Source organism: Xanthomonas sp. NCPPB 1068 (assembly GCF_041479385.2).
GTDB classification, from domain to species: Bacteria; Pseudomonadota; Gammaproteobacteria; order Xanthomonadales; family Xanthomonadaceae; genus Xanthomonas; species Xanthomonas cannabis.
In genome coordinates this window covers 1,693,861-1,717,208 of sequence record NZ_CM192986.1, presented here as the reverse complement: position 1 = coordinate 1,717,208, position 23,348 = coordinate 1,693,861, and the positions used below count along the sequence as shown (strand labels likewise).

Here is a 23,348-nt window from a genome sequence, read left to right as displayed (position 1 = left end):
CGAGCATAGCCGCTTCCGGCCTGGCGGTACGCCTGCGGTGATGGCGAATCCGCTTCATGCCCGCTGCGTTCGCATCGATGCGCACGCAGCGTTACACACACATGTTCGCAACGACAGTCAGCCCCATGCGGGGGCATGCCGACGGAAGCGGCAATGCGGTGCGCATGGCCGCTTCCTGGTGGTGCTTACTCGACCACGACCGGAATCTTGCCGATCCGCGACTGCCATAGCCGCGGGCCGGTCTTGTGCACCGACTCGCCGCTGGAATCCACCGCGACGGTGACCGGCATGTCCTTGACTTCGAACTCGTAGATCGCCTCCATGCCGAGGTCTTCGAACGCGAGCACGCGCGCGGCCTTGATCGCCTTTGACACCAGATACGCCGAACCACCGACCGCCATCAGGTACACGGCCTTGTTGTCGCGGATCGCATCGATGGCCGCATCGCCACGCTCGGACTTGCCGACCATGCCCAGCAACCCGGTCTGTTCGAGCATCTGGCGGGTGAACTTGTCCATGCGGGTGGCGGTGGTCGGGCCGGCCGGGCCCACCACTTCGTCGCGCACCGGGTCGACCGGGCCGACGTAGTAGATGAAGCGGTTGGTGAAATCCACCGGCAGCGATTCGCCGCGGTTGAGCATGTCGATCATGCGCTTGTGCGCGGCGTCGCGGCCGGTCAGCAGCTTGCCGTTGAGCAGGATCACTTCGCCCGGCTTGAAGCTGGCGACTTCGTCGCGGGTGATGGTGTCCAGGTTCACCCGGCGCGCATTGGTCGGGTTGTAGGTGAGCTTGGGCCAGTCTTCCAGCGACGGCGGGTCCAGCATCACCGGGCCGCCGCCGTCCAGGGTGAAATGCGCGTGGCGGGTGGCCGCGCAGTTGGGGATCAGCGCCACCGGCAGGTTGGCGGCATGGGTCGGGTAATCCTTGACCTTGATGTCCAGCACCGTGGTCAGGCCGCCCAGGCCCTGCGCGCCGATGCCGAGCGCGTTGACCTTTTCGTACAGCTCCAAGCGCAGCTCTTCGGCGCGGTTGGAGGCGCCGCGCGCCTGCAGGTCGACGATGTCGATCGGCTCCATCAAGGCTTCCTTGGCCAGCAGCATCGCCTTTTCGGCGGTGCCGCCGATGCCGATGCCGAGCATGCCCGGCGGGCACCAGCCGGCGCCCATGGTCGGCACGGTCTTGAGCACCCAATCGACGATGGAATCGGACGGGTTGAGCATGGCGAACTTGCTCTTGGCTTCCGAACCGCCGCCCTTGGCCGCGACGATCACCTCGACATGGTGGCCGGGCACGATCTTGGTGTTGACCACGGCCGGGGTGTTGTCGCGGGTATTGGTACGCTTGCCGGCCGGGTCGGCCAGCACGCTGGCGCGCAGCTTGTTGTCGGGGTGGTTGTAGGCGCGGCGCACGCCTTCGTTGACCATGTCTTCCACGCCCATGGTGGCGTCGTCCCAGCGCACGTTCATGCCGATTTCCAGGAACACGGTGACGATGCCGGTGTCCTGGCAGATCGGGCGGTGGCCTTCGGCGCACATGCGCGAATTGATCAGGATCTGCGCGATGGCGTCCTTGGCGGCCGGCGATTCTTCGCGCTCGTAGGCGGCGGACAGGTTCTTGATGTAGTCGACCGGGTGGTAGTAGCTGATGTACTGCAGCGCATCGGCGACGGACTGGATGAGGTCTTCCTGCTTGATCGAGGTCACGGCTGGCTCTACGGCTGGCGGGGGCAATCCAGGCATTTTAGAGCAAACCGCAGGCGCGTCCGGGCGCGGCGTCTATCGCTGCGATTGACCGATGCAGCGGATGGCGCGCAGAGCACGCCGCAGGGCCACGGATGATGGCAGTCGGCAGGCGGGCCGACTGTCGCCGGGCAGCGGCTGGCGGCAATCTCGGCACCCGATGGGCACGTTTCTCCTGCAGGCGCTGCCTCCTTGCCCGATTGCCCAACACCCCACGCCCACGTCGCGCGCGGCACACTAGCGCGATGTCAGCTTCCCGTTCCGGCGCCACTGCGCCCGCTCCCCGTACCGGCCCTACCCTGCGCGAACGCCTGGATGCACTGCGCAATCTCCCGCCCTTCCTGCGCCAGATCTGGCAGACCAGCCGCTGGCTGAGTGCCAGCAGCATCGGCCTGCGCGTGCTGCGCGCGTTGATGCCGGTGGCCTCGCTGTATATCGGCAAGTTGATCATCGACGAGGCGATCCACCTGGTCGGCCAGCCGCCGGCATTCGACTCGTTCGCCCAGGCCTTGGGCAGCGGCCGTCTGAACCGCCTGCTGGAACTGCTGGCGCTGGAACTGGCGCTGGCGGTCGGCTCGGACCTGCTCGGCCGGCTGGTCGGCTACGCTGATGCGCTGCTGTCGGAATTGTTCAACAACGCCGCCAGCGTGCGCCTGATGGAGCACGCCGCGCAGCTGGATCTGGAGGATTTCGAAGACCCCGACCGGCAGGACAAGCTGGATCGCGCGCGACGCCAGACCATGAACCGCATGAACCTGATGAGCCAGCTGTTCGGCCAGGTGCAGGACGCCATCACCGTGATCAGCCTGGCGGTGGGCCTGGTGGTGTATGCGCCGTGGTTGATCGTGCTGCTGGCGGCGGCACTGATCCCGGCCTTCATCGGCGAAGCGCACTTCAATGCGCTGGGCTATTCGCTCAACTTCCAGTGGACGCCGGAGCGGCGCCAGCTCGATTACCTGCGCCAGGTCGGCGCCAGCGTGGAGACGGCCAAGGAAGTCAAGATCCTCAACCTGCACCGCTTCCTGATCGCGCGCTACCGTCGGCTGGCCGACAAGTTCTTCCAGGCCAACCGCGCACTGGCGCGCAAGCGTGCGTTGTGGGGTGCGCTGCTGGCAGCGCTGGGCACGCTGGGCTACTACATGGCCTATGGCTACATCGCCTGGCGCACGGTGCGCGGCGACTTCAGCATCGGCGACCTGACCTTCCTGGCCGGCAGCTTCCTGCGCCTGCGCCAGTTGCTGGAAGGATTGTTGATCGGCTTTTCGCAGGTCGCCGGCCAGGCCTTGTATCTGGACGATCTGTATTCGTTCTTCAACATCGTGCCGGAAATCCGCTCGCGCCCGAACGCGCTGCCGGTGCCGCGCCCGATCCGCCAGGGCTTCGTGTTCGAGGACGTGGGCTTTCGCTATCCGGACGCCGAGCAGTGGACGGTGCGGCATCTGAATTTCGAATTGCGTGCCGGCGAAGTGCTGGCCCTGGTCGGCGAGAACGGCGCCGGCAAGACCACCCTGGTCAAGCTGCTGGCGCGGCTGTACGACCCCGACGAGGGCCGCATCCTGCTCGATGGCCAGGACCTGCGCGACTACGACCTGGACGATGTGCGCGCCAACCTGGGGGTCATCTTCCAGGATTTCGTGCGCTATCACCTGAGCGTGGGCGAGAACATCGGCGTGGGTCAGGTCGAGGCAATGGACGATGCGCTGCGCATCCGTGCGGCTGCGCAGCGCGCGATGGCCGGCGAGCTGATCGACAGCCTGCCCGACCGATACGACCAGCTGATCGGACGCCGTTTCAAGAACAGCGTGGACCTGTCCGGGGGCCAGTGGCAGAAGATCGCGATTGCGCGCGCCTACATGCGCGATGCGCAGCTGATGATCCTGGACGAACCGACCGCCGCACTGGATGCGCGCAGCGAGTTCGAGGTGTTCCAGCGCTTCAAGGAGCTCTCGGACAACCGCACCGCGGTACTGATCTCGCACCGCTTTTCCAGCGTGCGCATGGCCGACCGCATCCTGGTGCTGGCCGCGGGCCGCATCGAAGCGGCCGGCACCCATGCCGAGCTGATGGCGCAGGGCGGACGTTATGCGGAGCTGTTCGAGCTGCAGGCGGCCGGGTATCGGTGAGGCGGGGAATCGGGAGTCGGGAATGGGGAATCGTTAGAAGCGGCTTCGCGGCGGCTGATAGGTACTGAACCTCCCGACCCTGGAGACGCCCAGGTCTTTCGGCGCTACACCCCATTCCCGATTCCCGACTCTCCATTCCCAGCCAAATGAGAGTTCATCTCATTTGACTGGCTTGAGGTAGAATTGCCGGGTACTCCTCCCACGACACTCACCGGTATGTCTTCCGCTTTCGGCGCCGAAACGGTGCTTGAGGTCCGTCACTGGACCGATGCCTACTTCAGCTTCACCACCACCCGCGATGCCGGTTTCCGTTTCGAGAACGGGCAGTTCGTGATGATCGGGCTGGAGACCGAGACGCGCCCGCTGCTGCGTGCGTATTCGATCGCCAGCGCCAATTGGGAAGAACATCTGGAGTTCTTCAGCATCAAGGTGCCGGACGGCCCGTTGACCTCGCGCCTGCAGCACATCCAGCCGGGCGACAAGGTGCTGGTCGGCAAGAAGCCCACCGGCACGCTGCTGATCAGCGACCTGCATCCTGGCCGCAACCTGTACCTGCTGGGCACCGGCACCGGCCTGGCGCCGTGGCTGTCGATCATCAAGGACCCGGAAACCTACGAGCGTTTCGACAAGGTGATCCTGACCCAGGGCGTGCGTTTCGTGCAGGATCTGGCCTATCGCGACTACTTCGAACGCGAGCTGCCGCAGCACGAATTCCTCGGCGACCTGCTGCGCGACAAGCTGCTGTACTACCCGGCGGTGACCCGCGAAACCTTCGCCAATCAGGGCCGTCTGACCGAGCTGATGGCCGATGGCCGCATGCAGCAGACCCTGGGTCTGCCGACCCTGGATCCGGCCAACGACCGCTTCATGATCTGCGGCAGCCCGCAGATGCTGGCCGATCTGCGTACCCTGCTGGACGCCCGCGGGTTCCAGACCTCGCCGCGCATCGGTACGCCGGGGCATTACGTGTTCGAGCGCGCGTTCGTCGAGAAGTGATGCGGCGCGCGTGAGACGTCAGCGCGATGCGGCGTTTACGCAGCCGCGACGCCGGGATGCACTGTCGTAGGAGCGCACCCGGGCGCGATGAGGCATTGCCGGGAACGCTTCATCGCGCCCGGGTGCGCTCCTACGATTCAACTAACGCACGCTCGATGTCCGCGGCCAGGGCCTCCGGCTTGGTGGTTGGCGCATAGCGCTCCAGCACGTGGCCGTCGCGGCCGATCAGGAACTTGGTGAAATTCCATTTGATCGCCTCGGAACCGAGCACGCCGCGTTGTTCGCGCTTGAGCCATTGCCACAGCGGATGCGCGCCGTTGCCGTTGACCTCGATCTTCGACGACAGCGGAAAATCCACTGCGTAATCCAGCGAACAAAACTGGCGGATCTGCGCCGCATCGCCAGGTTCCTGATGCCCGAACTGATCGCATGGAAAACCGATCACCACCAACCCACGTTCGCGATACCGCTGCCACAGCGCCTGCAAGCCCGCGTACTGCGGGGTAAACCCACATTTGGACGCGACATTGACCACCAGCACCACGCTGCCGACGTAGTCGCGCATCGATTGGGTGCGACCGTCCAGGTCGGTGAATTCAAACGTGGCAAGGTCGCTCATGGCGTGCTCGGATGCGCAGGGAAGCGGCAGCGTAGCGCAGCTGTGGCTGTACAGCATGGCAGGCTGGGCTTGCGTGCAAGTGCGAAGCACGGCGCCGCGATGGCGGGGCCGTCCACATGTGTCGGCCTTTCAGCAGATCCGCCTCGGCGCCCGAGCTGTCACGCCAGACAACTCCGGCAAGCGAACACAGCTCCCAGCACGTCATCGCCGGACCAGCACAGGTCCGCACCGCGTTACGGCGCGTGCATGCTGATTGCCGCCCCCGCACTGCGCCCAGGCGAGCGCGGTCCGGCGGCGCCAACCAGGCGCCGAGCCCGCGATCACGTCGACTGGCCAGCGGGCTCAACCCGGCCGCGTCCGTCCGTGATTGCGCAATGGCCCTGCCGGCCATGCCTTTTGTCACACGCCTGTCCTGCCCGGCTGGGGTAGCCTCGGCGGTTCGCACTTTGGAGCCACCCTCTTGACCACCCGCCTCGCCTTTGCCCTGGCCGCTTCCCTGGGACTTGCCATGCCGTCCTACAGCATCGCCGCCCCCGCCACCACGCAGGCCGCCACCCAGGCCAACCCCTTCTTTGCAGACAGCACGCTGCCGCTGCATTACCCGCAGTTCGACAAGATCACCGACAGCGACTTCGCACCCGCCTTCGATGCCGGCATGGCCGAGCAACTGAAGGAAGTGGACAAGATCGCCAACCAGAAAGCCAAGCCGAGCTTCGACAACACCATCATCGCGCTGGAAAAGAGCGGCGCCACGCTGGATCGCGCCACCACGGTGTTCTTCAACCTGGTCGGTGCCGACACCAACGACGCACGCAAGAAGTTGCAGGCCGATTATTCGGCGAAGTTCGCTGCGCACCGCGATGCGATTTCGCTCAACGGCAAGCTGTTCGCGCGCATCCAGAGCCTGTACGACCAACGCGCCAAGCTGGGCCTGGACGCGCAAGGCGTGCGCCTGGTCGAGAAGTACTACAGCGATTTCGTGCGCGATGGCGCCAAGCTGTCGGACGCGGACAAGACCACGCTCAAGGCGATGAACGCCGAGCTGGCCAACCTGGGCACCACCTTCAGCCAGAACGTGCTGGCCGAGGTGAATGCCGCTGCGGTGGTCGTCGATGACGTCAAGCAGCTCGACGGGCTGTCCGATGAGCAGATTGCCGCTGCCGCCGAAGCCGCCAAGGCGCGCAAGCTCGACGGCAAGTATGTGATCGCCCTGCTCAACACGACCGGCCAGCCACCGCTGACCCAGTTGAAGAACCGCGAGCTGCGCAAGAAGATCTACGACGCGTCGGTGTCGCGCGGCAGCCATGGCGGCCAGTACGACAACACCGCGCTGGTGTCGCGCATCATGAAGCTGCGTGCCGACAAGGCCAAGCTGCTCGGCTTCCCCACGTATGCCGCCTATTCGCTGGAAAACCAGACTGCCAAGACACCGGAAGCGGTCAACGCGATGCTCGGCAAGCTGGCACCGGCCGCAGTGGCCAACGCCAAGCGCGAAGCCGCCGATCTGCAGGCGATGATCGACAAGGAACAAAAGGCCGCGCGCAAGCCGACGTTCAAACTGGAAGCCTGGGATTGGGCCTACTACAGCGAGAAGGTGCGCCAGGCCAAGTACAACTTCGACGAGTCGCAGCTCAAGCCGTATTTCGAGCTGAAGAACGTGCTGGAAAACGGCGTGTTCTATGCGGCCAACCAGGAATACGGCCTGACCTTCAAGCAGCGCACCGATCTGCCGACCTACCGCGACGACATCACTGTCTACGATGTGTTCGACGCGGACGGCAAGCAGCTGGCGATCTTCATTGCCGACATGTATGCGCGCGAATCCAAGCGTGGTGGCGCCTGGATGAACTCCTACGTGTCGCAGTCCGAGCTGACCGGGTTCAAGCCGGTGGTGGCCAACCACCTCAACATTCCCAAGCCGCCGGCCGGCCAGCCGACCCTGCTGACCTGGGACGAGGTGACCACCATGTTCCATGAGTTCGGGCATGCGCTGCACGGCATGTTCTCCGACGTCAAATACCCGTATTTCTCCGGCACCAGCGTGCCGCGCGACTTCGTCGAGTTCCCCTCGCAGGTCAACGAGATGTGGGCCGACGAGCCGTCGATCCTGAAGAACTACGCCAAGCATTATCAGAACGGCTCGCCGATGCCGCAGGCGCTGCTGGACAAGGTGATTGCCGCGTCCAAGTTCAACCAGGGCTTTGCCACCACCGAGTATCTGGGTGCGGCAATGCTGGACCAGAACTGGCACCAGGTCAGCGCCAGCGACGTGCCCGATGCCGCAGGCGTGATGGCGTTCGAAGCCAAGGCCCTGCAGCAGGACGGCATCGCCTACGCGCCGGTGCCGCCGCGCTACAAGACCCCGTATTTCAGCCACATCATGGGCGGTTACGCGGCCGGCTATTACGCCTACATCTGGTCGGAAGTGCTCGATGCCAACACCCAGCAGTGGTTCAAGCAGCACGGCGGGCTGAGCCGCGCCAATGGCGATCGCTTCCGCAAGACCCTGCTCTCGCGCGGCGGCAGCGTGGATGCGATGGAGCTATTCCAGAACTTTGCCGGCCATGCACCGCAGATCGAGCCACTGCTCGAAAAGCGTGGCCTGAGCGCGCAAGGCGGCGATGGCGCCACCCCGGAAGCGCCGCAGTCCAAGCCGTAATGGCCGCTGCATAGGCAACGACGCCGCCCGGAGCGATCCGGGCGGCGTTGTCGTTTCAGGCGATGTCGGGTGCGAACGCTACGCTGCCTGATCAGAGCTCGACTGCGTCCACTCCATCGAGCAACTTCTTCAACAGCTTTTCCAGGCGTACCTGTTCGGGTTCGCTCATGCCTGCGGTTTCTGCATGCAACAACGTACATGCGTCGGGCAGCAGGCTTTCGATCAGCGCCAGGCCTGCCGGCTGCAGGGTCAGCACGATCTTGCGTCGATCGTCCGGGCTGCTGCCGCGCGCGATCAATCCCTTCTCGCACAGCTGGTCGGTCAGGCGCGTGATGTTGGCAGGCTTTTCGCTGGCCGCCTCGGCCACTTCGGTCGGCGTGATCGCCTGCTCCGGCGTGCCGTACAACATCATCAGGATCTCGTACTCCGGCGGACTGATCCCATAGGGCTTGAGCCGCACGCAACTCTGTGTGTGCAGGCGCTTGTAGAGATGCTTGATCAACCTCACCAGGACAGCCGGCTCCCGCGGAAAGGCTGGATAGCGCGCGCAGGTGTGGTCCACGCGGTTCGCGGTTTGATCGAAACTGCTCATATCACCCGTTTGATTACATTACTGAATGGCCAGGCCATTCAATCACATCGCTTGCAGGGCAACGGCTCAGTGAGCGAAAAGATGTGCATATTCCGGCGCGACCCACGGCAAGAGTGTGGATGCAGCCACCTCGGCCGTTTGTGTGCCATCCGAATAGGGGCCGACCTGATACGGCGGAAACACGAAGCGCACTGCAGCGATCTGCCCGGTGGCATTCAACACCGGCACGAACTGCGCGAAGTTGTCCACCTGCGCGGCAGTGCCCTCGGCAATCATGCGATCGGCAGAGGCCACCTGCTCGGCCTGTTCTTCCACCGGTACACGATCGGCTTCCACACGCTGGGTTGCGGCGGCATGCAGCTGCGCGGCGACGTCGCGGCCGATCTTCTCCCAGCCCGCCGGATCGGGAACCATGGCCTGCGCCGTCAATTGCCTGCGCTCCTTGACCAACCACACGAAGCGGGCCACCAGGGGGTCGCCATGTGCGCCGCCGGTGTAGCGGCTGCCATCGGCGGAAACGACGATCAGATCGGCCGTTTGCACGAGCGTTTCGAAAGCCAGCGACAACTCGTAAGGCGCTGCAGGCTTGTCGTTGCCCAAGCCGGACACCGCCTCCATCAACTCGCCGCGGGCGGCATTTGCATAGTTGCGGATCAGTGCGGTCAGTTCCGGGTACGCATCCAGCCCGCGCGGGTAGCTGATGCCCACCATGTAGGCAGGCGTTTGCTCGATCACATCTTCCAGCGGGCCGCTCTGCACCAGCAAAGGCTCCTGCGCGGGCGTTGCGCTCGCGGCCGCATCGGCCGCCGGTTCGGCGAATTCGGGCGTGGCGGGTTCGCGCTGGGTACAACCCGCCAACAGCGCCAGCAACAGCAGGCCCCGTACACCATTCACTGCAAGCAACCGCCCCATTCCCACCTGCTCCCCTGATCGAACCATCTGCTGCCGGCACTCAGGCCAGCAGATCCTGAAATTGTTGGTGCCGGCGGACATACGCCGCGGCGTAGCTGCAAGCCGGCACCACCGTCAGCCCGTGTTCGCGCGCGAAATTCAAAGCGGCCTCGACCAGCGTGGCGGCAATGCCTCGCCCTGCGATCGCGTCCGGCACCAGCGTGTGTGTAATGGTCATGCGCGCACCGTCGCGGTCATAGATCAGCTCGGCACGTTGTCCATCGGTGTCTACGACGAAGTGCTGCTGACTCGGTTCGTGTACGGCGTGCACTGTCGCTGCCTCCATCGTGGTCTGCGCCTGGCAGTGAGTGTTTGCCAAGTGTGACCAGCGCGACGCCGCGCCTGCGTGAAAATGAACCCACGCTGTGACCGCCCGCGCAGCCTGGCAGACCTGTTCTCAAGTTCGCTCAGGCAACGCCGATAGCTGACTCGAAGGCGCTCGCTGCAACCGGTCTCCGGCATGGCCAGCTCCCTCTTACCTACGAGGAGTCACCGCATGCACAACGATTCGGCCGGACACACCGCAGACAGCGACAGCTCGTTGCTCGAGGGCCTGTTCCAGTTCGCCATCACCGGCGACACCCACAACCCCGATTTCGCCCAACTCAACGATACCGTCTACCAGCGCCTGCAGCAGGCCTATGGCGCGACCTCGGGTGCAGCGCTCGGCAGCACCACCGATCAGGAACGCAACGCGGCCTGAAGCCGGCGTCGCTGCATCTGCCGGGGCTGGCGACGCCATCGTGCCGGCCCTGGCGCAGTCTGCAGGACCCGCCGATTGGCACCGCTGCAACGTGCGTGGCCATCGCTGCCTGGCGGACGCCTCGCTGCCGCCGGCGGACACTCAGCCAAAGCGCGGATTGGACAGCTGCTCCAGAAAGACCTGCCACACACGCGGCTCCATGATCAGCATGAACATCACCCCGAATGCCGCGCCGGCCAGATGCGCGCTGTGGTTGATGCGGTCGCCGCCGCGGCGGTCCATCCACAGGCTGTAGCCCACATAGAACACCGCATAGATGATCGCCGGTGCCGGAATGAACAGCACCAGGATGATCGTCCACGGCTGCAGCAGGATGAAGGCGAACAACACCGCCGACACCGCACCGGACGCACCCAGACTCAAATAGTTGGGGTTGTGCTGGTTCTTCAGATAGCTGGGCAGGATCGACACCACCAACGCAGCCAGATAGAACAGCGGATAGGTCAACACGCTGCCGGTCAGCTGTGTCATCACGTTCTCGATCACCCGGCCGAAAAAGAACAGCGTGATCATGTTGAAGACCAGGTGGCCCAGGTCGGCATGAATGAAACCGTAGGTCACCAGCCGGTCGTACTGCCGGTTCTTGTCCAGCGCCGGCGGCCACAGGATCAGCCGGTCGGCCAGCTTGCGGTTGTTGAACGCCATCCACGAGACGATGCCGGTGATGGCGATCAGGATCAGGGTAATCATGCAGACCTCAGGCAGAACGGTAATTGTCGACCATGCGATAACGGCGCGCGTACAGGCCGAAGGCCAGCGCCGCCAGAAACGCAAACGCCGCGAAGAAGAACATCAGGAATGCCGCTTCGCTCAGCCCAGTATCGGCGATCTGCGAGGTCACCGTCGCGTTGCGCACCGCCACGTTCGATAGCAGCACCCACAGGTTGCCGACGGTGGTGGTGAGATACCAGAAACTCATCACCACGCCCTTCATCGATGCCGGTGCCTGGCTGTAGGCGAACTCGATGCCGGTGGCTGACACCAGCACCTCGCCGAAGGTGAGCAAGGCATAGGGCAGGATCTGCCAGGCGATGTGCATCGGCTCGCCGCCGTCCATGACCACCTGGATCGCCCCGACCGCAATCCACGCCACGCCACTGAAAGCAATGCCGCTGGTCATGCGACGCAACGGCGTCGGCTCCCAGCCGCCACGGCGCAGCAGCGGGTACAGCACCAGGTTGTTGAAGGGAATCAGCAGCATTACCAGCAACGGGTTGAGCGCCTGCATCTGCGAGGCGGTGAACCAGGCCGGCATGGTCATCTCCCGTCCCTGCAGCACCCAGGTGGACGCCTTCTGGTCGAACAGGGAAAAGAACGGCGTCACCAGCGCGAAGATCACCAGCACGCGCAGCAAGGCACGCACACCTTCCACGGCCGCGTCCGGATGCGTACCGCGTGCACGCTCCAGCTGCCACCAGGTACCGCCGCCGATCCCGCCCAGCAGCAGCACCAGCGCCATGCACAGGCAGATCACGATGCCCAGCGGCGCCACCAGCGCCAGGCAGGCCAGTGCAGCCACCACAGAGAGGACGGCCAGCACCAGGCCGGGCCGCCCCTGCCCCGGCGCGCGTGCCAGCAACGCCGTCCGCACCACCGCGCCAAACCCGTGCGGATCCTTCGGCGGCAGCGGCACCCGCACGTAGCGGCTGCGGCCCAGCCAGAACACCAGCGTGGCCACGAACATCAGGATGCCGGGGATGCCGAACGCCCAGGACGGACCCAGATTTTTCAAGGCCAACGGAATCAGCAGCGAGGCGAACAGCGAGCCGAAATTGATGATCCAGTAAAAAGCGTCGAACACCACCTTGGCCAGGTGCTTGTTGGACTGGTCGAACTGGTCGCCCATGAACGAGGCCACCAGCGGCTTGATGCCGCCCGCGCCCAGCGCGATCAAGCCCAGCCCGACAAAGAACCCGCTGCGGCTGCCTTCGAACGCCGCGAGACAGGCATGCCCGGCGCAGTAGACCAGGCTGAACCACAGGATGGTGTTGTATTTGCCGAAGAAGCGATCGGCCAGCCAGCCCCCCAGCAGCGGGAAGAAATACACCCCGATCATGAAGCTGTGCAGGATGTGCTTGGCTTCGGCCTCGCGGCCCGGCGCGCCAACCTCCTGCAGCAGCAGTGAGGTGATCAGGAACTGCACCAGGATGTTGCGCATCCCGTAGAAGCTGAAACGCTCGCAGGCTTCGTTGCCGATGATGAAGGGAATCTGGCGCGGCAGGCGCGCACCGGCGGTAGGGCCCGGCAAGGTGGAGGTGGTCAAAGGCGGTCCGGTCGAGCGGTAGACAGGCGCTATCGTACCGGCGCCAGGACGTCGCCGGCCATGCGGCCCTGCCGCGCGCAGCGCACCGCACGGCCGAGGCGCAGGACACCGGTGCATTCGATGCAATCAAACGCCTATACATTGCGCATGGAGGCGCAGCGAAAAGCAGCGCCGACCGGGCGCTCGCGCTCGCTGCTGGCCGCCGCCCATGCCGCAGTGCAGATTGGCCTGCCCGCTCGGCTCGGCTACATTGCAAACGTTTTCCTGGAACACTGGACCGCTGGATGCCCCGCTTCACCCGCCTGGCCCTGAGCCTGTTGCTGCTGACTTCCACCCCTGCCGCGCTTGCCGCCACACCACTGACCACGCAGGCCGAGCGCAGCGGCTTCGTGCAGACCGGCCGCTATGACGAAGTCATCGCGCTGTGCGATGCCTTCGCGCAGCGCTACCCGCAGGCGGTGCGCTGCATCCAGTTCGGCACCACGCCGGAAGGCCGGCCGATGAAGGCCCTGGTCGTCTCCACCAGTGGCGCGCTCGACGCGCAATCGGCCGCGCAGCGCAAGCTGCCGGTGGTGTTGATCCAGGGCGGTATCCACGCCGGCGAGATCGACGGCAAGGACGCGGGCTTCCTGGCACTGCGCGAACTGCTCGACGGCAAGGCCGGCAAAGGCGTGCTCGACAAACTGGTGTGGGTATTCGTGCCGGTGTTCAACGTCGATGGTCATGAGCGCTTTGGCGCCTGGAACCGGCCCAATCAACGCGGCCCCGAACAGATGGGCTGGCGCACCACCGCGCAGAACCTCAATCTCAACCGCGATTACGTCAAGGCCGACGCGCCCGAGATGCAGTCCATGCTGCGCCTGGTGCAGCAGTGGGACCCGCTGATGTATGTGGACCTGCACGTCACCGATGGCGCCAAGTTCGAGCACGACGTGTCGGTGCAGGTTGAGCCGGTGCATGCCGGCGATGCGACCTTGCAGCGCGACGGCACGCGCTGGCGCGACGCGGTGCTTGCGGATCTGAAAAAAAAGGGCTCGCTGCCACTGCCCTACTACCCGTCCTTCTTACACGAGGACGACCCTGCCTCCGGCTTTGCCGACGATGTCTCGCCGCCACGCTTCTCGCACGGGTATTTCCTGTTGCGCAACCGCTTCGGCATGCTGGTGGAAACGCATTCGTGGAAGGACTACCCCACACGCGTGCGGGTGACCCGCAATGCCATCGTGTCGGTGCTGCAGCAGACTGCACGCAATGGCACGCAGTGGCGCGCCGATGCACTGGCTGCCGACCAACGCGCCATGCAGCTGGCTGGCACATCCGAGCCGTTGAGCTTTGCGGCCGGCCCGCAGGCGCGCACGGTCGCGTTTCGCGGCTATGCATACACACGCACGCCGTCGCCGATTTCCGGCGCGTTGATGACGCGTTACGACGAGCGCACACCGCACATCTGGAAGGTGCCGCTGCGCGACCAGATCACGCCCGATGTGGTGGTGGATGCGCCGCGTGGCGGCTATCTGGTGCCGGCCGCGCAAGCGGCCCTGGTGGGCGAAAAATTGCGCCTGCACGGCATTGATTTCCAGACCATCGGCAGTGCGGCCACGCGCCAGGTGCAAACCTTCCGCGCCGACAAGGCCAGTTTTGCCGCGCGCTCGAATGAGGGTCACCAGACGCTCGACCTCGTTGGGCAATGGCGCGATGAAAGCCGCGATGTGCCGGCCGGCTCGCTGTTCGTGCCGATCGCCCAACCCAAGGCACGCCTGGTGATGGCGATGCTGGAACCGCAGGCACCGGATTCGCTGCTGCAGTGGGGCTTTTTCAACACCGCGTTCGAGCGCAAGGAATACATGGAAGCCTATGTCGCCGAAGAGGTGGCGCGCGACATGCTCGCCAACGATGCCGCATTGAAGGCGCAATTCGAACAGCGCATCGCCAGCGACCCGGACTTTGCCAAGGATCCGCAGGCACGGCTGGAATTCTTCGCCAAGCGCCATTCTTCGTGGGATGAGCGCTACCAGCTCTACCCGGTCCTGCGCACCGCGCAGACCGGCTTCTAACCGCCCCCGCCGATTCCGGCAGGCGGCAGCGCGGCACAGCCGCGTCCACCCGATTCGGGCACTTCGGTGCCCACAAGTTCGTTACGACCCAGCACTACAAGGACACCCCGTGCCACACCTCGATATGAAAACGTTTACACACCGCCAGAACCGCCCGCGCCCCCTGGTCCTGGCGGTGGTCATGGGCCTGGGCATTGCCCTGGCTGCACCGCTGGCAGTCGCACAAGGCGCACCGTCGTCGCAGCCGTGGATGGACACCGCATTGACTGCGGACCAGCGCGCCGACCGCCTGCTGGCGCAGATGACCGACGACGAAAAATTCCAGATGCTGCGCAGCTATTTCGGCCTGGGCACCGACAAGATCCCCAAGCCGGAAGGTGCGCTGGGCTCGGCCGGTTACGTGCCCGGCGTTCCGCGCCTGGGCATCCCCGCGCAGCAGCTCGCCGATGCCGGTGTGGGCGTGACCAACCCGGGTGGCATCCGCAAGGGCGACTTCGCCACCGCCATGCCATCGGGCCCGTCCACGGCATCGAGCTGGAACCCGCAACTGGCGTACGCCGGCGGCAAGACCATGGGCCGCGAATCCTGGCAGCAGGGCTTCAACGTGTTGCTGGCCGGCAGCGTCAATCTGCAGCGCGACCCGCGCAACGGCCGCAATTTCGAATACGCCGGCGAAGACCCGTTGCTGGCCGGCACCATGGTCGGCGAGTCGATCCGCGGCGTGCAGAGCGAACATGTGTTGTCGACGATGAAGCACTACGCGCTCAACGACATGGAAACGCGGCGCAACTTCCACAGCGCCGATATCGGCGAGCAGGCAATGCACGAATCGGATCTGCTGGCCTTCGAGATCGCGCTGAAGATCGGCGACCCGGCCTCGGTGATGTGTTCGTACAACAAGATCAACGGTATCTACGGCTGCGAGCACGATTACCTGCTCAACCAGGTGCTCAAGCAGGAATGGAAATACCCCGGTTACGTGATGTCCGATTGGGGCGGCGTGCACAGCGGCTCCAAGGCCGCCTTGGCCGGGCTGGATCAGCAATCGGCCGGCGAAGTGTTCGACGCGGCGGTGTTCTTCGACGCGCCGCTGCGCATGGCGGTGTCGGCCGGCGTGGTGCCGCGTGCGCGCTTCGACGACATGGTCAAGCGCGTGCTGCGCAGCCTGTTCGCGCATGGCGCCTTCGATCATCCGAGCCAGCGCCAGCCGATCGACGGCAAGGCCGGTCTCTTGGCTGCGCAGCATGTGGCCGAAGAAGGCAGCGTGCTGCTGCGTAACGAGCAGGCCACCTTGCCGCTGTCCAGGGAGGTGCGCCGCATTGCTGTGATCGGCGGCTACGCCGACAAGGGCGTGATGTCCGGCGGCGGCTCGTCGCGCGTGGACTACACCATCAACGGCGGCAACGCGGTACCGGGCATCACCCCGACCACCTGGCCCGGCCCGGTGATCATCCACCCGTCTTCGCCGTTGCAGGCGCTGCGCGCCGCGTTGCCGAATGCGCAGATCGATTACGTGGACGGCAAGGACCGTGCAGCTGCCGCACGTGCAGCGAAGGCCGCCGATGTGGCGATCGTGTTCGCCACCCAGTGGGCCGCCGAATCGGTGGATCTGCCGGACATGCGCCTGCCCGACAACCAGGACGCCTTGATCGAAGCGGTGGCCAAGGCCAACCCCAAGACCACCGTGGTGCTGGAAACCAACGGACCGGTGCGCATGCCGTGGGCCGAGCGCGTGCCGGCGGTGCTGCAGGCGTGGTATCCGGGCATCGGTGGCGGCGAGGCGATCGCCAACCTGCTGACCGGTGCGGTGAACCCGTCCGGCCACCTGCCGGTGACCTGGCCGGTGGACGAGTCGCAGCTGCCGCGCCCCTCGATTCCGGGCCTGGGCTTCAAGCCGGCCAAGCCGGGCGAAGACAGCATCGACTACGCCATCGAAGGCGCCAATGTCGGCTACAAGTGGTTCGCCGCACGCAATCTCACCCCGCGCTACCCGTTCGGCCACGGGCTGTCATACACCCAGTTCCGCATGGGCGGGCTGCGCGTGGACGCCAACGGCAGCCAGCTCACCGCCAGCTTCGAGGTGGAAAACATCGGCCCGCGTGAAGGTGCCGCGGTGCCGCAGCTCTACGTCACCCTGCCCGACGGCCACGCCACCCCGCTGCGCCTGATCGGCTGGCAGAAGCTCACGCTCAAGCCAGGCGAGAAGCGCCGCGTGCAGGTGGTGGCCGAGCCAAAGACGTTGGCCGACTTCGATGCCAAGGCGCGCCGCTGGAACATCGCGGCGGGCACCTACCGCGTGCAACTGGCACGTTCGGCGAGCGAACCGGTGCAGAGCGTGGAGGTCGCCCTGCAGGCCACGCAGTTGCCGTGAGCGGCCCCGCGGCGGACGCGTGCTGCGCGTATCCGCCGCCGCCGCCGCCGCCCTGTCACGCGCGTCGCAAGCGACGCTAAAATTTTGCAAAAGATGCGTTGACAGCCACGCGCGCAGCTTGCACAATTCGCCCCCTGAGTCGCCCAGGTGGCGGAATTGGTAGACGCACTAGCTTCAGGTGCTAGCGGGGGCAACTTCGTGGAGGTTCGAGTCCTCTCCTGGGCACCACGACTCACGGTAGATCGTAAAAAACCTCGCCTCGGCGGGGTTTTTTGCGTTTGGGGCATCAGTGTCGCGAGGTCTTCATTTGCCAAGGCCAGCGTCAGGCCATGCATCGCATCGAACTGCTTGGCGCTGCGGCAGTCGGCCAACGCTAAATCCCGAATGAAGAAAAACCCCGCATTTCAGCGGGGTTTTTCATGCTCAGCCCGCTGCCGCGCTCAGCGCTCAGTGCCCACCAGCCGCCGCCGCGCCGCCTGCACCCGCACCGAACGGCGGCTTTGCCAGCCACAGGAAGAAGATGATGGCCAGGAAGGTCCAGCCGAGCAGGTAGAAGATGTCGTTGAAGCCCATCTGCGAGGCCTGGTGGTTGATCATGTTGTTGAGCGAGGCCGCGCCGCGTTGCAGGTCGCCCTGCCCCATTGCGGTGACCTGCTCCTGCATGCCCGGCGTGTAGACCGAGATGTGTTCGGTGATATGCGCGTGGTGCACCTGGGTGCGGCGTGCCCATAGATAGGTGGTCAACGAAGCGGCGAAGCTGCCGCCCAGCGTCCGCAGAAAGGTCGCCAGGCCGGAGCCCGCAGCGATCTCACGCCCATCCAGATCCGACAGCAGGATCTGCAGCACCGGCATGAAGAACAACGCGACGCCCACGCCCATCACCAGCTGAATGGTCGCGACGTGGCCGAAGTCCACCTGCAGGTTGAAGTTGGAGCGGAAGAAGCTGGTGAACGACATGAAGACAAAGGCGATGGTCGCCAGCATGCGCAAGTCGAAACGCAGCGCGTACTTGCCCACGAACGGCGTCATCAATACCGGCAGGATGCCGATCGGCGCGGTGGCCAGGCCGGCCCAGATCGCGGTGTAGCCCATGTCGCGTTGCAGCCATTGCGGGATCAGCAGGCTGACGCTGAAGAACGCCGCATACGCCACCACCATGGCCAGCGTGCCGGCGCGGAAGTTGCGATGCCGGAACAGCTTGAGGTCGACGATGGGGTCCTTGTCGGTGAGTTCCCAGATCACGAACACCACCAGCGCCACCGCAGCGACGCAGGCCAGCACCACGATCTTGTCGGACGAGAACCAGTCTTCGTCATTGCCCAGATCCAGTACCAGCTGCAGCGCGCCCACGCCGACCACCAGCAGGATCAGGCCGATGTAGTCCATGCGCGGCTTTTCGAGTTGCTCGGGGCGATTGCGCAACTGCGAGCCCACGATACTGCTGGCGATGATGCCCAGCGGCACGTTGATCAGGAAGATCCATTCCCAGCTGTAGTTGTCGGTGATCCAGCCACCCAGGATCGGGCCGGCGATTGGCGCCACCACGGTGATCATGGCCAGCAAGGCGAGTGCCTGCCCGCGTTTTTCGCGTGGGTAGATCGACACCAGCAGGCTCTGGGTGATCGGGTACATCGGCCCGGCCACGAAGCCCTGCAGCGCACGCGACACCACCAGCATGCCCATGCTCTGCGCCAGGCCGCACAGCAGCGAGGCGATGGTGAAGGCCAGCGTGGACCACACGAACAATTTGGTCTCGCCAAACCGACGGCTCAGCCAGCCGGTCAGCGGCAAGGCGATCGCGGTGCTGACCGCGAACGAGGTGATGACCCAGGTGGCCTGCTGCGAACTGGCGCCGAGATTGCCTGCGATGGTCGGCAGCGAGACGTTGGCGATGGTGGTGTCCAGCACCTGCATGAACGAGGCCATGGCCAGGCCCACGGTGCACAGCGCCACGCTGGCCGGGCGAAAGCCGGCGGCGGGCGCCGGCGCCGCCGGGCCGCCGGGCGCGGTGGGAGCTTGCGAAGACATGGTGGCTCAGCCCGCCTTGGTGGCAGCCTGCGACGGCAGGTTGTCCTGGATGATGCGATGGATGTCGGCGTCGGCGGCCTGCAACTGCTGGGCATACACGTCGGTGGAGAACACCGCGCCGGTCGCAGGCTTGGTCGGCAGCACGCTGCCCTGCTGGTCGTGCAGATTGACCTCGACCTTCATCGACAGGCCGATGCGCAATGGATTACCCGCCAACTGCTTGCTGTCCACCGCAATGCGCACGGGCACGCGCTGCACGATCTTGATCCAGTTGCCGCTGGCGTTCTGCGCCGGCAACAGCGAGAACGCGCTGCCGGTGCCCAGGCCCAGGCTCTCGATGCGGCCGGTGTAATCCACGCCACCGCCGTACAGATCCGAGCGCAGCTCCACTTCCTGGCCCAGGCGCATGTGCTTGAGCTGGGTTTCCTTGAAGTTGGCTTCCACCCACACCTGCTCCAGCGGCACCACCGCCATCAGCACGCTGCCGGGCTGCACGCGCTGGCCAACCTGCGCCGAGCGCCGCGCGACATAACCGGACACCGGTGCCACCACGCCGGTACGTGCGTGGTTGAGATAGGCCTGGCGCACCTGCGCCGCAGCGGTCTGCACGTCCGGCTGGCTGGCCAGGTCGCTGTCGTCCACCAGCGCGCGATTACGCTCGAAGCTCTCGCGCGAGCCGCTCACCGCGGCCTCGGCAGCCGCCAGTTCTTCGCGGGCATGCGCCAGTTCTTCATTGGAAATGGCACCGCTGGCGGCCAGATTCCTGCGTCGCGCAAAGTCGGCACGGGCACTGCGCAGCGTCACTTCGCGCGCAGACACTTCGGCCTGCGCACCTTCCACGCTGCGGTACAGACCGCGCACCTGGCGCACGGTCTTGGCCAGGTTGGCTTCGGCCTGCTGCAGCGCCACGGCGGTATCGGCCGGGTCCAGCTGCACCAGCAACTGGCCGCGCTCCACGCGCATGCCGTCTTCGGCGCCGATGCTGACCACGGTGCCGCCCACCATCGGGGTGATCTGCACCTGGTTGCCCTGCACGTAGGCATCGTCGGTGTCTTCGTGCCAACGGCCGACCAGGAAGTACCACGCCACCAGACCGATGATCGCCACGATCACCAGAATGGCCACGATGCGCAGCGCCGCACGGCGCTTGCTGGGCGCAGCCGGCGCGGGTTGGGAAGAAGTTGGAGTGCTCTGGCTCATCGTCGCTGTCTCAGGAATTCGGTTGTGCGGAGGTGGTCGCGGTGCGTGCGGTGTCGCGTGCGGGCTCCGGCGTGAATCCGCCGCCCAGCGCACGCTGCAACCTCACCGAGGCCAGGAGTTGTTGCGACTGCAGCCCGGCCATGCGCTGGCGTGCGACGAGCAACTGCTCCTGCACGCTGAGCACTTCCAGATAGCTGCCGATGCCGGCGCGGTAACGCTGCTGCGCCAGCCCGAACGCGGCGTTGACCGTCTGCACGGCCTCGTCCTGCGCCTGCACGCGCTGCTGCAGCGAGCGCACCGCGTTGACCTGGTCGGCCACTTCGCGCAGCGCGGCAATCACCTTCTGGTTGTAATCGGCCACGGCCAGGTCGTACTGCGCATCGCTGCCGGCCAGATTGGCGCGCAGCTTGCCGCCGTCGAAGATCGGCAGGCTCAATGCCGGCGCCACCAATCCGAACACCGAGCCGCTTTCCAGCAGCTTGCCGATATCCGGGTTGACCGCCCCCCCCAGCGCGGTGAGGTTGAGGCTGGGATAGAAGCGTGTCTTGGCCACCGCGATGTCCTTGTCGGCGGCCTCCACGCGCCAGCGCGCCGCCACTACGTCGGGGCGACGGCCCAGCAGATCGGCCGGCAGGTTGCCCGGTAGCTGCATGGCGATCGATGCGGCGATGGCAGGCCGTGCGATGTCCAGCCCGCGATCCGGGCCCTGCCCGACCAACGCGGCCAGCGCAGTGCGCGCCTCGTCGATCTGCTGCTGCGCGGATTGCACCTGCTGCTGCGCGGCCGGCACGCGCGCCTGCGCCTGGCGCACCTGCAGCTCGCTATCGATGCCGGCGCTGCGGCGTTGCCGGGTCAGCTCCAGGGTCTTCTGCGCGCGGCCCAGCTCATCGTTGGCCACGTCGTGCAGGCTCCAGGCATAGGCAAGCTGCGCGTAGCCTTCGGCGATCGCTGCGGACAGGTTCAGGCGCGCGGCCTGTGCATCCACCTCGGCCGCATGTGCCTGATCCACCGCCGCTTCCCAGGCACTGCGCTTGCCGCCCCACAGATCCACGCCATAACGGAAATCCAGCACGACCTGCGCGCTACCGCCGTAACTGCCGCCCAGTTCCTCGCCGACCATCGATTCAGGCAACTGCAACCCGGTATAGCCGCCGGACACCGACAGGCTGGGGCCACGGTCGGCCTGGGCCGAACCGATGCGCGCCTGCGCCTGCCGCAGCCGCGCATCGGCTGCGGCAAGGCTGGGGCTGTGCTGCAGACCTTCGGCAATCAGGGCATCCAGCTGCGCATCGCCGAGCGCGCGCCACCAGTCGCTGGCCGGCCATGCGGCGGGACTCAAGCCGGCCTGCGTCAGGGTGCGCTCGGCATGCACGTCGCCGGGCTGCAGCACGGTGCCTTGCGGCGCCAGGCCACGGCTGCTGGCACATGCAGCCAGCGCCAGGCTCAGCGCGGTGAGGACGAGCGGCCGCGCCAGGCGCATCGAGCGCGGGCGCAGCGTCTGGAGAAGGGAACTAGCAGCGTTCATGAGTTGAGTGCATCGCGGACACGGATGAGAAGAGAGGTGAGTTGCTCGCGCTCGGGCGCCGACAGGTCGCGCAGGCCGTGCTCGATGGCACGCTCGCCACGCGCGCGCAGCCGCTCCCACAGCGCCAGGCCCTGGTCGGTCATGACGATCTGCAGCGCGCGGCGGTCCTGCGCATGCGGCTCGCGCCGCACCGCGCCGAGCGCCTCGAGCTTGTCGAGCAGGCGGGTCACTGCGCTCGGGGTCTGGTCCAGGGCCAGCGCCAACTCGTTGGCCGTGCAGGGCGAACGCACTGCCAGGACCTTCAGCCCCACGTAGTGGCTGAAGCCGAAGTCGGGCAGCTCGCCCTTCATCTCGGCGTCGAGTTGGCGCATCAGCGCGTCGCGCACCTGGCGCAACAGCAGGCCGAACGACGGCGAGGCGGTGGGCGGTAGATCCATGCCAGACATTTTGTTCCGAAAAATATATTTGTCAACGCAAATATCTTATGTGGTATTAAACCGCGCGCAAGGATCGCCACGATACGCGCCGTGATTGCTGGCCCGGTAATACAATTGCGCCAATGACTATCGAAAACCCGCCAACCACGATCGATGCCCTGCCACCCGGCATCCGGGCCAGTTTCGAGTGGGCACACGGGCCGGTGCTGATCGCGTTCCTGGCCGACCTGCGTGCGGTGTGGGCACCGGAAACCGCCTGGCATTCCCACGTGCGCGGCCAGCTGATGTTTGTCGAACAGGGCGTGCTCACCGTGCACACCGAACAGGGGACGCTGTCGCTGCCGCCCGGCTGCGCCGGCTGGATGCCGCCCGGCCGGCAGCACACCGTGGAGCTGGCCGGGCCGATGCGCGGCTGGGGCGTGGTGGTACGGCCCGATGCCTGCCATGCCCTGCCCGCACAGGGCGGCGTGATCCGCCTGACTGGGCTGGCACGCGAAGCGATCATGCGTGCCGCCAGCTGGCCGCTGGATCAGCCGCTGGACGCTGCCCAGCAACGGCTGGCCGCGGTGCTGCTGGACGAACTGTGCCAGGTGCAGATCGACCACCTGCACCTGCCCATGCCGGCCGACCGCCGGCTGCTGCGCATCGCCCGCCAGCTGCTCGACACCCCGGCCGACCCGCGCCCGCTCGAAGCCTGGGCCGACTGGGGCGGGCTATCGCCGCGCAGCCTGAGCCGGCATTTCCGTGCCGAGACCGGCCTGAGTTTTGCGCAATGGCGGCAGCAGGCGCGGCTAGCCGAAGGCCTGCGCCGGCTCAGCCAGGGCAGCCCGGTGGCGCAGGTGGCCGACCAGCTGGGCTATAGCAGTCCCAGCGCCTTCGTCAGTGTGTTCCACCGCCATTTCGGCGCCCCGCCCACCCGTTATCTGGCCGCCGGCCATGCGCGCGGCTTGGCATCCCCCGCCGCATCCGGATAATCGGCGCTCTTCGAGTCCGCGCCTCGGCGCGGATTCTTCTTCACGCAGGACCTG

The 23,348-nt window shown here is 65.9% G+C and carries 18 protein-coding genes and 1 tRNA gene; 8 read left to right on the top strand and 11 right to left on the bottom strand.

Translation table 11 applies throughout. The annotated features are described in order from the left end of the window. Nucleotides 1–185 precede the first annotated feature (185 nt). The gene (locus tag ACCQ12_RS07370) at nucleotides 186–1,703 is read right to left on the bottom strand and encodes a fumarate hydratase (RefSeq protein ID WP_372383281.1); all 1,518 of its coding nucleotides are present in this window, start codon (nucleotides 1,701–1,703) and stop codon (nucleotides 186–188) included. Nucleotides 1,704–1,984: 281 nt separating this feature from the next. On the opposite strand from ACCQ12_RS07370, the gene ACCQ12_RS07365 reads away from it, so the two are divergent. Beyond that, the gene (locus tag ACCQ12_RS07365) at nucleotides 1,985–3,862 is read left to right on the top strand and encodes an ABC transporter ATP-binding protein (protein WP_372383280.1); all 1,878 of its coding nucleotides are present in this window, start codon (nucleotides 1,985–1,987) and stop codon (nucleotides 3,860–3,862) included. A 216-nt stretch (nucleotides 3,863–4,078) separates the two neighbouring features. Next, nucleotides 4,079–4,858 carry a ferredoxin--NADP reductase gene (locus ACCQ12_RS07360; protein ID WP_039414483.1) on the top strand — a complete coding sequence of 260 codons (780 nt, stop codon included), beginning with the start codon at nucleotides 4,079–4,081 and terminating at the stop codon, nucleotides 4,856–4,858. A 130-nt stretch (nucleotides 4,859–4,988) separates the two neighbouring features. Here ACCQ12_RS07360 and ACCQ12_RS07355 read toward each other — a convergent pair whose 3' ends face one another. After that, nucleotides 4,989–5,477, bottom strand: a complete 489-nt coding sequence (locus ACCQ12_RS07355) for a glutathione peroxidase (RefSeq protein ID WP_104579977.1) — start codon at nucleotides 5,475–5,477, stop codon at nucleotides 4,989–4,991. Between the two features lie 460 nt (nucleotides 5,478–5,937). Between ACCQ12_RS07355 and ACCQ12_RS07350 the strand changes: the two genes are divergently transcribed. After that, nucleotides 5,938–8,136 (top strand): M3 family metallopeptidase, encoded by a 2,199-nt coding sequence (locus ACCQ12_RS07350; protein ID WP_372383279.1) that lies wholly within the window; start codon nucleotides 5,938–5,940, stop codon nucleotides 8,134–8,136. A gap of 91 nt (nucleotides 8,137–8,227) precedes the next feature. Here ACCQ12_RS07350 and ACCQ12_RS07345 read toward each other — a convergent pair whose 3' ends face one another. From ACCQ12_RS07345 to ACCQ12_RS07335, 3 genes are all read right to left on the bottom strand, one after another. Next, nucleotides 8,228–8,728: a MarR family winged helix-turn-helix transcriptional regulator gene (locus ACCQ12_RS07345; protein WP_104579979.1), complete on the bottom strand. Its 501-nt coding sequence runs from the start codon at nucleotides 8,726–8,728 to the stop codon at nucleotides 8,228–8,230. A 66-nt stretch (nucleotides 8,729–8,794) separates the two neighbouring features. Then, nucleotides 8,795–9,640 carry a DUF3298 and DUF4163 domain-containing protein gene (locus ACCQ12_RS07340; protein WP_372383278.1) on the bottom strand — a complete coding sequence of 282 codons (846 nt, stop codon included), beginning with the start codon at nucleotides 9,638–9,640 and terminating at the stop codon, nucleotides 8,795–8,797. A gap of 40 nt (nucleotides 9,641–9,680) precedes the next feature. Further along, nucleotides 9,681–9,965 carry a GNAT family N-acetyltransferase gene (locus ACCQ12_RS07335; protein WP_166750639.1) on the bottom strand — a complete coding sequence of 95 codons (285 nt, stop codon included), beginning with the start codon at nucleotides 9,963–9,965 and terminating at the stop codon, nucleotides 9,681–9,683. Nucleotides 9,966–10,175: 210 nt separating this feature from the next. Here ACCQ12_RS07335 and ACCQ12_RS07330 point away from each other — a divergent pair, with 210 nt between their 5' ends. Continuing rightward, complete coding sequence (locus tag ACCQ12_RS07330) at nucleotides 10,176–10,382, top strand: hypothetical protein (RefSeq protein ID WP_104579981.1); 207 nt, start codon at nucleotides 10,176–10,178, stop codon at nucleotides 10,380–10,382. A 141-nt stretch (nucleotides 10,383–10,523) separates the two neighbouring features. On the opposite strand, the gene ACCQ12_RS07325 is transcribed toward ACCQ12_RS07330, so the two are convergent. Together ACCQ12_RS07325 and ACCQ12_RS07320 are read right to left on the bottom strand one after the other, a co-directional pair. Next, the gene (locus tag ACCQ12_RS07325; RefSeq protein WP_039414461.1) at nucleotides 10,524–11,132 is read right to left on the bottom strand and encodes a rhomboid family intramembrane serine protease; all 609 of its coding nucleotides are present in this window, start codon (nucleotides 11,130–11,132) and stop codon (nucleotides 10,524–10,526) included. Nucleotides 11,133–11,139: 7 nt separating this feature from the next. Beyond that, a complete protein-coding gene (locus ACCQ12_RS07320; protein ID WP_372383277.1) occupies nucleotides 11,140–12,705 on the bottom strand; it encodes a POT-type proton-dependent oligopeptide transporter in 1,566 nt (521 codons plus the stop codon). 284 nt (nucleotides 12,706–12,989) lie between these two features. Between ACCQ12_RS07320 and ACCQ12_RS07315 the strand changes: the two genes are divergently transcribed. From ACCQ12_RS07315 to ACCQ12_RS07305, 3 genes are all read left to right on the top strand, one after another. Next, nucleotides 12,990–14,759 (top strand): M14 family metallopeptidase, encoded by a 1,770-nt coding sequence (locus tag ACCQ12_RS07315; protein ID WP_372383276.1) that lies wholly within the window; start codon nucleotides 12,990–12,992, stop codon nucleotides 14,757–14,759. Nucleotides 14,760–14,940: 181 nt separating this feature from the next. After that, on the top strand, nucleotides 14,941–17,130 hold the full coding sequence (locus ACCQ12_RS07310; RefSeq protein WP_372383574.1) for a beta-glucosidase family protein: 2,190 nt from the start codon (nucleotides 14,941–14,943) through the stop codon (nucleotides 17,128–17,130). A gap of 141 nt (nucleotides 17,131–17,271) precedes the next feature. Then, nucleotides 17,272–17,358 (top strand) — tRNA-Leu (locus ACCQ12_RS07305). A gap of 219 nt (nucleotides 17,359–17,577) precedes the next feature. Here the strand turns inward: ACCQ12_RS07305 and ACCQ12_RS07300 are convergent. The 4 genes from ACCQ12_RS07300 to ACCQ12_RS07285 are packed head-to-tail and all read right to left on the bottom strand — an operon-like array spanning nucleotide 17,578 to nucleotide 22,320. Further along, a complete protein-coding gene (locus tag ACCQ12_RS07300) occupies nucleotides 17,578–19,158 on the bottom strand; it encodes a DHA2 family efflux MFS transporter permease subunit (protein WP_047693582.1) in 1,581 nt (526 codons plus the stop codon). A gap of 6 nt (nucleotides 19,159–19,164) precedes the next feature. Beyond that, nucleotides 19,165–20,358 carry an HlyD family secretion protein gene (locus ACCQ12_RS07295; RefSeq protein ID WP_184386946.1) on the bottom strand — a complete coding sequence of 398 codons (1,194 nt, stop codon included), beginning with the start codon at nucleotides 20,356–20,358 and terminating at the stop codon, nucleotides 19,165–19,167. A 10-nt stretch (nucleotides 20,359–20,368) separates the two neighbouring features. Next, the gene (locus ACCQ12_RS07290) at nucleotides 20,369–21,883 is read right to left on the bottom strand and encodes an AdeC/AdeK/OprM family multidrug efflux complex outer membrane factor (protein ID WP_372383275.1); all 1,515 of its coding nucleotides are present in this window, start codon (nucleotides 21,881–21,883) and stop codon (nucleotides 20,369–20,371) included. Further along, a complete protein-coding gene (locus ACCQ12_RS07285) occupies nucleotides 21,880–22,320 on the bottom strand; it encodes a MarR family winged helix-turn-helix transcriptional regulator (protein ID WP_039410307.1) in 441 nt (146 codons plus the stop codon). The genes ACCQ12_RS07290 and ACCQ12_RS07285 overlap by 4 nt, the downstream gene beginning before the upstream one ends. A 122-nt stretch (nucleotides 22,321–22,442) precedes the next feature. On the opposite strand from ACCQ12_RS07285, the gene ACCQ12_RS07280 reads away from it, so the two are divergent. Continuing rightward, nucleotides 22,443–23,294: an AraC family transcriptional regulator gene (locus ACCQ12_RS07280; RefSeq protein ID WP_039563972.1), complete on the top strand. Its 852-nt coding sequence runs from the start codon at nucleotides 22,443–22,445 to the stop codon at nucleotides 23,292–23,294. The last annotated feature ends 54 nt before the right edge of the window (nucleotides 23,295–23,348 follow it).

Excerpts from the sequence above, each read along its gene's own strand:
- ACCQ12_RS07355 (WP_104579977.1), bottom strand. The coding sequence starts at position 5,477 with ATGAGCGACCTTGCCACGTTTGAATTCACCGACCTGGACGGTCGCACC.
- ACCQ12_RS07285 (WP_039410307.1), bottom strand. The coding sequence starts at position 22,320 with ATGGATCTACCGCCCACCGCCTCGCCGTCGTTCGGCCTGCTGTTGCGC.
- ACCQ12_RS07325 (WP_039414461.1), bottom strand. The coding sequence starts at position 11,132 with ATGATTACCCTGATCCTGATCGCCATCACCGGCATCGTCTCGTGGATG.
- ACCQ12_RS07300 (WP_047693582.1), bottom strand. The coding sequence starts at position 19,158 with ATGTCTTCGCAAGCTCCCACCGCGCCCGGCGGCCCGGCGGCGCCGGCG.
- ACCQ12_RS07340 (WP_372383278.1), bottom strand. The coding sequence starts at position 9,640 with ATGGGGCGGTTGCTTGCAGTGAATGGTGTACGGGGCCTGCTGTTGCTG.
- ACCQ12_RS07290 (WP_372383275.1), bottom strand. The coding sequence starts at position 21,883 with ATGAACGCTGCTAGTTCCCTTCTCCAGACGCTGCGCCCGCGCTCGATG.
- ACCQ12_RS07310 (WP_372383574.1), top strand. The coding sequence starts at position 14,941 with ATGGGCCTGGGCATTGCCCTGGCTGCACCGCTGGCAGTCGCACAAGGC.
- ACCQ12_RS07365 (WP_372383280.1), top strand. The coding sequence starts at position 1,985 with ATGTCAGCTTCCCGTTCCGGCGCCACTGCGCCCGCTCCCCGTACCGGC.
- ACCQ12_RS07360 (WP_039414483.1), top strand. The coding sequence starts at position 4,079 with ATGTCTTCCGCTTTCGGCGCCGAAACGGTGCTTGAGGTCCGTCACTGG.
- ACCQ12_RS07315 (WP_372383276.1), top strand. The coding sequence starts at position 12,990 with ATGCCCCGCTTCACCCGCCTGGCCCTGAGCCTGTTGCTGCTGACTTCC.
- ACCQ12_RS07295 (WP_184386946.1), bottom strand. The coding sequence starts at position 20,358 with ATGAGCCAGAGCACTCCAACTTCTTCCCAACCCGCGCCGGCTGCGCCC.
- ACCQ12_RS07280 (WP_039563972.1), top strand. The coding sequence starts at position 22,443 with ATGACTATCGAAAACCCGCCAACCACGATCGATGCCCTGCCACCCGGC.
- ACCQ12_RS07330 (WP_104579981.1), top strand. The coding sequence starts at position 10,176 with ATGCACAACGATTCGGCCGGACACACCGCAGACAGCGACAGCTCGTTG.
- ACCQ12_RS07335 (WP_166750639.1), bottom strand. The coding sequence starts at position 9,965 with ATGGAGGCAGCGACAGTGCACGCCGTACACGAACCGAGTCAGCAGCAC.
- ACCQ12_RS07345 (WP_104579979.1), bottom strand. The coding sequence starts at position 8,728 with ATGAGCAGTTTCGATCAAACCGCGAACCGCGTGGACCACACCTGCGCG.